Here is a 10973-nt window from a genome sequence, read left to right on the forward strand (position 1 = left end):
TCGTTCCTGCCTGGAAGGTGCGTTCCCAATGATCACGAATCCCACGCCTCAGCGGGAGCTGCGCGGTCACATGCCCCAGCGCCCAACTCCAAGAGCCGCAGCCACTGGCGAACACCATGCCCAACTCGCCGGACGACTCACCGTCCGAGACCGATGGCTGGCCCGGATGCTGAACGAACACAAGGTCTTCACCACATCTCAGATCGTCGAGCTCTGCTACCCCACCATGCGCGCGGCCAACCACCGTCTGCTCGACCTGTTCAAGTGGCGGGTTGTCGACCGGTTCCAACCGTTCATCAGCTCCGGTTCCGCTCCCAAGCACTACGTGCTCGACATCGCCGGAGCGGTCGCCCTTGCCTACGAGGACGGCTTGGACCCCAAGCAACTCGGCTACCGCCACGAGGAAAACATCGGCATCGCCCACTCTCTGCGCCTGGCACACACAGTCGGCGTCAACGGCTTCTTCAGCACCCTCGTGGCACTCAGCCGTCAGCCCGACGCACGCGGGCGGCTGACCGCGTGGTGGTCCGAACGGCGTTGTGGCCAGCTCTACGGCGACGTGGTCCGACCCGACGCCTACGGCCGCTGGCACGAGGACGGCCATGAGATCGAGTTCTTCCTCGAGTTCGACTTCGGCACCGAGGATCTCGGGCGGCTCGCCAGCAAGCTCCGCGGCTACGAGAAGCTCGCCACCTCAACAGGAATTACAACGCCCGTCCTCGTGTGGCTGCCAGGCAACCGTCGAGAAACCGGTGCACGCCGCGCCCTCGCCGACGCCCTGTCCCAGTTGGACCGTCCGGCGCTGGTGCCGGTCGCAACCAGCGCCGCAGACCTCGCAGGCATCACGGACACAAACAGCCCGGCCGTTCGCTGCTGGCTGCCAGTTGCCTCCTCGACTCGCAGGCACGGCCGAGTACGGCTCGCCGAGCTCGCTCAGGTCTGGCCACAGCTCGACACTCTCGCCGGGCTGGCCTCGCCCTCGCCACAACAGTCACCAGCCAGAGAACTCACAGCGCCGAACCCGATTCCGCCGACGCCCTCAAACAACCACTTCCGCACGGGAGGTGAACCATGAAGAACGCCGTCGCCGTCATCACCGCCGTGTTCGCCATCCCCGTCCTCATGGGTGTAGTTGGCGCATCACTCGTCAATGCCCTCTTCGGCGGCGCGAGCACTCAGCCCAGCAGGGAAGCGCTCGCCGACATCCCACCCGACTACCTCGACCTGTACGTAGCCGGAGCAACCGTGTGTCCCGGCCTGGACTGGTCGGTCCTCGCCGCCATCGGCAAGATCGAGACCGATCACGGGCGCAGCACCCTGCCCGGCGTCGCTGACGGAACCGAGAACTTCGCCGGTGCCCGCGGCCCGATGCAGTTCCTCAAGTCCACTTTCGACAGTGTCGTCGCGCGGCATCCGCTTCCGCCAGGCGGCAAGAACCCGCCATCGCCGTGGAACAAGCACGACGCCATCTACGCGGCGGCCTACTACCTATGCGATTCGGGTGCACCCAAGGATCTCCGCACGGCGATCTTCGCGTACAACCACGCGGACTGGTACGTGAACGACGTGCTCGAACAAGCCCGGAAGTACAGCGTCGCCGCAGTCGGTACTGGCGACTGTAACAACATCCAGGCACCCAACCCCGCTGCAGCCATCGCGATCCGGTTCGCCTGTGACCAGCTCGGCGAGCCGTACGTCTGGGGCGGCAACGGCGAGACCGGTTGGGACTGCTCAGGTCTCGTGACCGCCGCGTACAAGGCCGCTGGCGTTGTCATCCCTCGAACCACGCAGCCTGAGTACGAAGCGGGCCCGTTGGTGCCCGCCGGACAGCCGCTGATGCCAGGCGACCTCGTCTTCTATGGCACACCCAGCGATGTCCACCACGTCGGACTGTACCTCGGAGCCGGAAACATGGTTCACGCTCCAACCTACGGTCAGCCCGTCCAGGTCAGCCCATACCGCTGGGCCGGAGACGACTATCTCACCGCATCCCGTCCGTTCAACCAAACCACCTTGTAGGGTCTCGATTTCCTTGACCAGATCTCAGTGATCTTGGCCAATGGGCGGCAAATAGGCCGCGGGATTGAGATTGATCATTGCTGGGCCATCCGAGTGGGACTTTGCGACTCGCCGAGCCTCGTCGAGTCCGCGCACCGTGGCGCCGTGTAGGCCTGGAAGGCGTCCGACGGCTCACCGCTGCCTGCGCGCCACGGCCGATGCGCTCGGCCTGCACCACAAGACCCTCGCCAAATACATCCAGCGACTCGAACGCGAACTCGGCCAGCGGCTGCTCAACCGCGCACCCACCGCGCCCCACGCCTACACCACCCTCACCAGCGAAGTCTCACCCTCGCCGAGACCGTCAACGCCTTCCTCTCCACAGCGCCCGCCAAGACCCAGCGCACGCTCACGATGTTCGTGTCGTGATCCTGCTGCTGCACGCGACACCCATCGTCTTCGCTCCGCGAACTTCGCGCCGTTGCGGGGGGCGTGTGGGACTCAGGGTTCGCACACACGGGAACGGGCACAGATCTTCATCGACAGCGTGTCCGCCCGGTTCACTTGATGGCGCCGTCCGGAAGCTTCGGGATCGGTCGCTGCTTGCGGGGGCGCGGCTTGGGCTTCTGCCGGGCAGGTCGTGGTTCGGAGACGTAGGTCACCGCCATCAGCCAGCACACCACCAACAGCTGGGCACCGAGCACCAGGTCGAGCGTTGTCAGGCCGACGGTGTCGGTAGGCACGAAGACCTGGCGGAGAGCGATCAGGGCGAGGAGCGCGGCCGCGAGCTCCATGGCCGCGGAGGTGTCGTCGCTCCCCGTCATGCGACGGTGTCTGGTACGGACGACAAAGCTCAGCCCGATCATCGCCGGCATCAGACTCACCGCGTAGATAAAGGCCCAGTAGGTCCAGTCCCTTCCGAACTCTGCCTTCATCTCGGCCGCGTAGAAGCGCCGGGGCCAGTGCGTGGCCGGCCCGCCTTCGAGGCTACCGGCGATGATCTTGTCCGTGGTGAGGGCCCACTGGCGAAGCCGGTAGTCGAGCTCGATGCCGAAGGCGATAGGAAGCGCGTCCGTGTCCGGCAGCCCGGCGGCATCACCGGTGGGCGCGTTCTTCCGCACCGTGGTGTGGACGCCAGGAGGCAGGTAGGCGTCGACGCTGAGATCGAGGTAGTAGATGTCGTTGGGGAACCGGGTCGGATCGACTGCGGCGAGGATGGAGACATCTGCCTTGCGGATCTCCGCCGGGGGGTACGGCTTCACAACCGCATCCAGTGGAAATGAAACGCTGGTGTCCGTTCCGAAGGTCCTGTTGATGATCGCGATGGTCACCTTGGCGTCGGCGAACTCAGGCTTGACGCTGCTGCCCTGCACTATGGAATCGCCGCTCTTGTCGACCAACTCCAGCACTTCACCGTACCGGGGTGGGGTGAGCGTCAGCGACGCCTGCAACTTGCGCTCGGTAGAGTTCAAGCCGGTCGCCTTAAGGATGACGCGCAGTGCCGGAACCGGTCCGTCGTACCGGTGTTTGTCCAAGCTGCGGTGGACGGCAAAGTTGGTGCGGTCATCGTCGGTATGCCGCACGAGGTTCAGAAATCCGGCGATCAACGCTGTGATCGCGAAGATGGCAGTGATCGCTTTGACGACTGTGGGACCTCGCACGTGATCTCATGTCGGGTCATCGCAACAAACCGTTACGCCGCAATCAGAACGGGTCGTTCCCGAACCGCGCCTGTACGTCCATCGTGTTCCGAGGCAAATCTCCGAGCGTCTACCGCGACGCGATCCGATACCGACCTCCGCGGTAGATGGGGCTGCTGCTTCAACATGTCGGCCTTGAAGATCCAAGCTCTTGCGTAGGCGCGCTAGCTCACGTTGGTGCACTACGGTCGGCTCGTCGAGACCAGGAAGACGAAAGAACGTCATCCGGACGATCGCTGGTCGAGGTTGGCCTACCTCAGTGTGGTGAGTGTGTCGCCGCTGGGATGGGCTGGCGGTGCTGGCGATCCCTGGAGGAACGCCACGATCGCCAGCACCGCCCCGGCCTGAGCCAGCACGAACGTCAACTGGCCCGCCAAGTTCTGCAGCCCGTACACAGCCAGCAAGGCGTGACGTGGACGCACCCACGCTGGGCTAGTCGGCCGCAGGGACGCGAAGTCCATGAGCATCCCGATGAGCGTCAGGACGACGAAGAACACCGCGCCGTTGACCACCTTCGAAGCGGGCACGATATCGCCGGTCAGCTGGCCGATGCCGATCCCGGCGAGGTTGACCACGATGTAAACCAACACCAGGGGCATGACCTTCACCGGACCCCGCTTGCCGGGCAGGTAGGTCCACAACGCGCCCAGGATCGCGCCGACCATGAACCACTTGACAGCCATCGTCACAGACTTGATCAGCACTGGGAAGAGGTAAGCGTCAGGAAGTTGGTCGAGAGCGAACTGGTTCGGAAACTCCCACAAGTAGATGACGAGCTCCAGAGGCAAGCCCAGCACGAGCGCGTACCGCACTGCGTACCGCACGTTGCCCATGATCTCGGCGCTGGGGCCTCGGGCGAGCAACGCGTCGACCGGCGTTAGCCTTCCCAAGAGGAGCCATAGTCCGGACGCCGGATCCCTCACCCGGTCGTAGTACTCCGTGCGTTCGATGCTGCCGTCGGCGAACGCAAGCTCCGCTGACTTCGCGCGTCTGATGTAGACCTGCCAGTCCTTCGCGCGCTGCCGGAGGTCCTCGACGCTGATCCCCTGCAGGACGTCGCGAACCTTCGCATCACCCGGCCCGATCAACTCGTCTAGAGGCGACTTGAATCGGACGAGGTAGCGCAGCGCCACCCAGCCCAGCACGAACCACAGCGGCAGGTACCAGTGCCCCAACTGGAAGCCGCGATCAAGCACCACGAGCAGGAAGATCACCCCGAGATTGACCTTCACCCACCTCTCGTCGACTTGGACCGCTTGGTTGAGGTGAGACCGGACGAGACCCCATACGATCACCGCGAGTAGACACGCGAGCCAGCCCGAGGCTGATCGGATTAGGGTTCCCGGATACCACTCGAACGTGCAGCACATCGCCACCGCGTCCTGCGGCGATGGAGATGTCCACATGGCTCGACGAGTAATGATGATGTCGGTGACCAGGCGGTCGGCCACGATAGTGGCCGCCATCCCCGCTGCAGCCAGCCACACGAAGGTCACCTTCCACGCGGTGCCGTCAAGGTTCCTGGCTTCCCGTACGGCTTGGACGACCCCGGCGGCGAAGACGGAGAGCAGGACAAGGACGAACGCGATCTTTAACGTGAGGCGGACCGGCCCGTCCCTCGCGACATCGGTCCACTCGATCAGCGGTGCGAGGAAGAACATCATGAGGATCACGAAGCCGATCAACACGAATATGAGAACCGGGGCCGTGCGTGCTCGCCAGCGGACCGCACATTTAGCGACTACCAAGAGCGCCAACGTGGCCTCGGCCAGGGTGTAGAGCGGCCACCACGACTTGAGCCCGGTGACTCCGTGCATCATCGCGGTGGTGGTGTTCGATAGGACGGCGAATCCGCCGATCCAGAAAACAGGAACAACGAGCCTTGTCGCTTCGTGTTTCCACTCAAGGAACTCGTCTGTCGCACCGACCGGCGGCCGACGGAGGTGGAGGTACACGAGGAATGGCATCAGGACGGTGATCAGGTGGAACAGACCGTAGTAGCCGAGCGACCATGGGAAGACGAATGGCGCGACGATGCGCGCTCTGGTAGCCACGTCCGGCATCAGGGTCATGGATATCTGGTTAACGTCCTGGGCCTGTTCAGCCGGCTTCCACGTAGTCTTGGTGGCGTCGCGGTCGAGCGGCGGCCAAGGACTCGGTAGAGCCGACCACCCGGCCGGCGCCTCGATCGAGATCTGCGTCCACTTGGCCTGGGCGAGAACCGGAGGCGGACGGAACCTCAGCCGCCACATGCCGTGCTCATCGGCCGTGACACCGACCATTCCAACTGAGGTGTTCGGCGTGCCGTAAACGCGTCCGTAGACGTAGTCCTCGACGACGACTTTGCCTCCGGTGACCTGGATCCTCGGCAGGGCGGTGCGGAGTTCCGAGCGACTGTTGGAGCGGTCGCGACCGAGCAGGCAGCGCATGACGGCTCGGTGGTTGGGGTCCGCAGGGGATGCCAGGATCTTCTGTGCCAGGAAGCTCTCCTGTGGCATCGTCACCCGGAGCAGGCTGGACACCTGCACGTGCCGGCTGGTGTTGTCGACTGCTGACAGGTGGGCACTGGCCTCGGTGCCTGGGACAGCAAGGGACTCGCAGGCGAAGTCGCTCCAGGTCGGCAGGCCCTGCCTGCTCTGCGCGACTAGGAACACCGCGTACACCACTCCGGCGAGCAGCACCGGAACCGCGAGGGCAGCGAATACACGTCCCCACGGCACCTTCATGTTCGTCGGCGGTGCTTGCACCTCCGCTAGATCGAGAGACACCACCCAGATGTTTCAGGTGCTGGCCAGTCCACCATGAGCGGAGCGACGAGCTTCGACCTGCCCCTCCGCGGTCGAGATGATCATCCGTCTGAGAGCACATGTCGTGAAAATTGAGACTGATCATGGTGTCACCACTGTGAGATAGCCCATAAAAGCGCTGGCCATAGAAGATCTACGTGTTCGAGCGCGGCAAGCTGCACGGTTTTTGTAGTGCCCCAATTTCGATGACACTTTCCCAAAGAACTTGGCGCTGAAATGGCGCTACAGTCGTGCCACGAAAACTGGGATTGATCATTCTTTCCACCTCCAGGCTGTTCGAGCGGGACCCACGGCGTGCCACCGATGATCACGCGGTGAGTTGATACCGAGGCGTAGCTCTGAAGGTCGTCAGTCAGCTCACCTGTTACAGGGAACGACATGACGGATGTGCCGAACGGCTTGGCTCACCCGCAGCGTCAGTTTCCCCGTCTATTAGTTTGATCTGCGGTGTCATCGACCGACTCAGGACTTGCGCTAGCCCGGCCCAGAGTGACGACGCGCCAACGATCTTGCTTGACCAGTTCGTCCATCAACTCGATCCACCCTGAGGGGTATGGCGGCCGGACGGATACCCACTTTGCACTGGGGTCCTGGAGATCGAACTCGATCTTGACCTCCGTGAGGTTGACCTTCCGGGGGTGCATGAACTCCGCCTGTCCGAGGTGGGGATCACCGCGGAATTGTGCTGCGTGAAACTCCACTCTGGCCTCGAACTTGGCGCCGCCGAACGACGTCGCCCTGGTGAAGTACGTCGAAGGGAACCGTGCGTCTCCGCCGAAGCGGGTCTCGGTGAACCGAGTGACGCCCTTGAAGGTCGCGTCTACGAACACGGCCGCTTGTGTGAAGCACGTCTTCGAGAACCTCGTCGATCCGACGAAGGTCGCCCCGTCGAATCGAACGGAACCAACACGGCGCCCGCTCAAGTCCAGGTCGACGAGCACGGCACCGCGGAGATCAAGAGCGTAGGCACCCCAAGAAAGGGGATTGCTCGTGTCCGGTGCGATGGGCTCCAGATGCTCGGTGATGATGCGTTGCGCGGCGAGCCGAACCTCGCGTTCTTCCTTCCTCGGACGCTGGACCTCAACCTGCTGCCGGACCTCTTCGTTGTGCGGATCACGTGGCCGCCTCGCGACCGGCTGAGGTAGTTCGTAGGGCATGCGCAGATACGCGCACATCACCTTGATCACAGTCGTTCGCTGGTCGACGTTCTGCTGGGCAAGGCGCTCCAGTGCGTAGAGCCCGCCCAGACGAACCGCTGGCTTGTCGGAGCCAAGTTGCTCAACGGACTTGGAGTAGAGCTCGGTCACCCGGCGGTCGGCTGCGTCTTTCTCCGTGGCCGCGGCCACACGTTCAGCGTGCAGGCGGGTGTGTTCGGCGACGTCACGTTGCAATTCGTAAGCGCGGGCGACGTCGTCTTGGTCCCGCTCCTTTTGGACCAGACCGACCTCGGTGGCGTGCTGGCGGCGCCAGGCCAGGTAGAGGGCGAAGATCCCGCCGCTGCCGACGCCGATGCTCAACCCGGTGCGCAGGGCGTCGAACCGGGCGGTCACCAAGGCCTCGCCAGACAAGCCAGCGGTGCCAGGCCACCACAACGCGACCACCACTGCCGCTGTGAGCACGAAGATCCCGGCGGAGATCAGCGCGATCGTCCGGGCCGGCATCGGCCGCAGTGGCTCCCGCGCGGACGACGGTGTGGGCACGGGCAACACACCCGCTGCTGGACGTTGCGATGAGGGTGAAGGAGGTTCGTTACTCACAAGGCGATCATCGCTCCCGAGTTCGCCCGCGTGACATCCGCGTCATGCCACGCAGGCACAGCACCCGGCGCGGACGTGGCCTAGCAACTACAGACTCGGTCCTGCTATTGCCAACAACGGCTCGTTCGGCCCTAGATCAGGCCGTCACGCCTCATTCGCTTCCGTTCGAAAGACTGCTTTGCACAAGCCGAAAGGATAGACAGCAGAGCAATAGCGGAAACCACCAAAGAAGCACGATCTGAAGGGTTCCGCACGAGCACAAGGTAGAGCATTGAAATTACGGCAGTAAGCGTCGTCATGACAACGTCAGTCCATTGCCCTCTGCGATAGAAGGCTAGCGCTTTGCTGTCCATATCCCTAGTGGACCGCGGAAGAATTATGAGCCCAAGAAGTATGGCCGCCGTCGCCATGACCCCGAACGCAGAGAAGCTTGCAAGCCACCATTTCACCGCCGACTGAACATTCGTCTTAGCCAAGGAGGTGAAGAGCCCACATTGCGCCAGAAAAGATCCGACCAGAGTGACGGTGTGCGCGAATCCGATCTCATTCGGGATCACTTTGGATCCTGTTAACGTCGATAGATAAGCCAGTACAACCGCCACCGCACCGGTAACCCAGAAGATCCAGAGTGCCAGCCAAAGATCCCCCACTGCAGTGGTCGACATCAAGGCCGGCAACACCGACGCAGCAGACCCCAATGCGACGCCAGCAAGGATCGTAACGAGCAGACGAAAGCCAGCGGCGTTTTCCCGACCTTCACCATCTGACCCCAGGGGGTCGACTGACGATATACCCTTCGACTTTATCGCACTATCAACCTCACCACCTTGGCCACTTCGAGATCTCCACCGGCCAAGAAACACGGCCATCAGCATTAGAACAGCCGCAGCACAGACCTCCAATAATGCCTGCCGGTCTCCCGTCCTGCGGCGCATCAACTCTCCTCACCTCTCGCCAATGACAGGTAAGACGCCCATCGCCCTGTCCTGGTTCCACTGCCAGACCGAACTTCACGCATTTGGCTGGCATTGATTCACCCGCTTGATGCAACGTGAGCGTGGCGGGCATGTCGGCAACTGCATGCTAAAACCGGACTTGGCAGGGCGATCTGAGCTCAGCTACCTTCGCCGCCAGCTGTAACAGGCGACTCCTCACGATTGGGGGATTTATCCAGGCAACAGCCGATTGCACCAGGAAGAGCAGTACCGTCGTGTCGTGAAAGCGCGCACTAGGCGAGCTGTCGAATCGAGCGCATGGACCCCGGACAGGTCGGCGCTGGTCGTGTTCGCCCTCAGCTCGGTCGGAGCGTTGGCCCTGGCGTTCGCGCTGGTGTCGACGACACGTTGGTGGACGCTGCGACAGCTGGATGCCGAGATGCTCTCGTCGTTCTCGCTCATCCAGCCATGGCCTGAGATCCTGATGGCCGCGTTGGTCATCGTGACGCTGTTCTCGCTGCTCGCCCTGCTCCCTGGGTACAAACGAGCGCTTGCCTACAAGCTAGTCGCCGGTGTTGTGATCGTCGGAGCGCTGTTCACAGGGTTGGCGGTTACGGCATCAACCGGTGCAGCTCAAGCCTTGCAGTGCGTGGACGGTGTGGCGCGCTCAACGGCCAGCATGATCACCGGCTTCAGTTTGGGCTGCGTGGAATTTCGCTACCACAACGGCGAGACCGGCGAGGGCCTGCCGCACGGACCCGTCCTGGTGATCGAGGAAACGCCGGAGGCGATCTGGACGTTCGAGGCGAGCACTGGAATCACGTGCAGGGTCAGCACCGATGTGATCATCAGCCGAGCCAGTGTGACAGCATCGCGCTGACTGCGGCGCCTACCTGCATATGTTGGCCGAAGTCGTCTCTGACGGCCTGACCGGCCCGCTGGATCAGCCCTCAACCGTCGGCGGCCTCGTCTTTCCCGTCCAGCAGCTTGTACAAGTTAGTTCGATCCATACCTAGTTCACGGGCTATCGGCGCCTTCGGGACGTTGTCCCCGATGGCCGCAGTAATCCGCTGGAACCGGGTACTGCGAGCCGTCTTGAGCTTCTCAAGTGTGGCGACCCGATCAGCCTGGAGAGCGGCCTCCTTGTCGCGGATCTCCTGGAGGTGGTCCTGGAGCTGCTTCACCTCGGCCGCACTCTTCCTGAGCAGCTCAAAGTGCTGTTCCCTGTCCACTTCTCGCCTCCTCCCCCGCACGCCGGCCAGTTTGGCGGCGCAGGCTCACCAAGCCTGTTGTATCACGGTGTAGACCACAACACCTCCGCTCGACATCGTCGACATCTTGGCGAGATCACTTTTCGCGGTTCCAATCTCCGATCCAAGCGTGGCGGCCGAGCTCGATCAGTTCGGCTTGACGTTGACGCCAATCCGGCATCCATTGGTTCATCTGCCGTTGCCAGGCGTGCCCGTGTGAGCGTCCAGCGGGCCCGGTGGCGTGGGCCATCTCATGGGTCAGCACATACTCGATGAGCTGCGCCGGCATGCTGAACACCGCCCAGTGCACGGCAACGAGGTGCTTGGGCAGGGTGTAGTACAGACCCCAGTGACTCCGACCGAGATCGCGCACGACATAGGCCAGGCTTGAGATCTTGCCCTCGGGCTCGTACCGACGCCCGTAGTGCCGTTGTCGACGCTTCGTGAAAACTGACCCCCAGCGGCTCTCTGAAGGTTGACCCCTCTGAAGGTAGGAGGGTGCTGAACGTGGAGGACTGGGCGGAGA

10 protein-coding genes are annotated in these 10973 nt (G+C 63.1%); 4 read left to right on the forward strand and 6 right to left on the reverse strand.

Annotated features, from left to right (window positions below; all coding sequences use genetic code 11):
• Positions 1 to 166 precede the first annotated feature (166 nt).
• The 3 genes from AB0M24_RS37495 (at position 167) to AB0M24_RS37505 (ending at position 2566) form a co-directional block, all read left to right on the forward strand.
• Positions 167 to 1075, forward strand: coding sequence for a replication-relaxation family protein (locus AB0M24_RS37495; RefSeq protein WP_363778231.1), 909 nt, complete (start codon positions 167 to 169; stop codon positions 1073 to 1075).
• Entirely contained in the window at positions 1072 to 2019 is a 948-nt protein-coding gene (locus AB0M24_RS37500; RefSeq protein ID WP_363778232.1) for a bifunctional lytic transglycosylase/C40 family peptidase, read from the forward strand. The genes AB0M24_RS37495 and AB0M24_RS37500 overlap by 4 nt, the downstream gene beginning before the upstream one ends.
• 136 nt (positions 2020 to 2155) lie before the next feature.
• The gene (locus AB0M24_RS37505; RefSeq protein WP_363778233.1) at positions 2156 to 2566 is read left to right on the forward strand and encodes a LysR family transcriptional regulator; all 411 of its coding nucleotides are present in this window, start codon (positions 2156 to 2158) and stop codon (positions 2564 to 2566) included.
• On the opposite strand, the gene AB0M24_RS37510 is transcribed toward AB0M24_RS37505, so the two are convergent.
• The 4 genes from AB0M24_RS37510 to AB0M24_RS37525 form a co-directional block, all read right to left on the reverse strand.
• Entirely contained in the window at positions 2559 to 3659 is a 1101-nt protein-coding gene (locus tag AB0M24_RS37510) for a hypothetical protein (RefSeq protein WP_363778234.1), read from the reverse strand. The two genes, AB0M24_RS37505 and AB0M24_RS37510, sit on opposite strands and share 8 nt — an antisense overlap.
• 290 nt (positions 3660 to 3949) lie before the next feature.
• Positions 3950 to 6466, reverse strand: coding sequence for a DUF6185 family protein (locus AB0M24_RS37515; RefSeq protein WP_363778235.1), 2517 nt, complete (start codon positions 6464 to 6466; stop codon positions 3950 to 3952).
• A gap of 455 nt (positions 6467 to 6921) precedes the next feature.
• Positions 6922 to 8166: a pentapeptide repeat-containing protein gene (locus tag AB0M24_RS37520; protein ID WP_363778236.1), complete on the reverse strand. Its 1245-nt coding sequence runs from the start codon at positions 8164 to 8166 to the stop codon at positions 6922 to 6924.
• Between the two features lie 227 nt (positions 8167 to 8393).
• Positions 8394 to 9197, reverse strand: coding sequence for a hypothetical protein (locus tag AB0M24_RS37525; RefSeq protein ID WP_363778237.1), 804 nt, complete (start codon positions 9195 to 9197; stop codon positions 8394 to 8396).
• Positions 9198 to 9477: 280 nt separating this feature from the next.
• Here AB0M24_RS37525 and AB0M24_RS37530 point away from each other — a divergent pair, with 280 nt between their 5' ends.
• Complete coding sequence (locus AB0M24_RS37530) at positions 9478 to 10077, forward strand: hypothetical protein (RefSeq protein WP_363778238.1); 600 nt, start codon at positions 9478 to 9480, stop codon at positions 10075 to 10077.
• A gap of 70 nt (positions 10078 to 10147) precedes the next feature.
• Here the strand turns inward: AB0M24_RS37530 and AB0M24_RS37535 are convergent, their stop codons facing one another.
• Entirely contained in the window at positions 10148 to 10429 is a 282-nt protein-coding gene (locus tag AB0M24_RS37535; protein WP_363778239.1) for a hypothetical protein, read from the reverse strand.
• A 115-nt stretch (positions 10430 to 10544) separates the two neighbouring features.
• Positions 10545 to 10973: YgjP-like metallopeptidase domain-containing protein (locus AB0M24_RS37540; RefSeq protein ID WP_363778240.1), on the reverse strand; the 429-nt coding region annotated here is incomplete at its 5' end.

This window comes from Lentzea sp. NPDC051838 (assembly GCF_040681245.1).
In the GTDB taxonomy this organism is placed as follows: domain Bacteria; phylum Actinomycetota; class Actinomycetes; order Mycobacteriales; family Pseudonocardiaceae; genus Lentzea.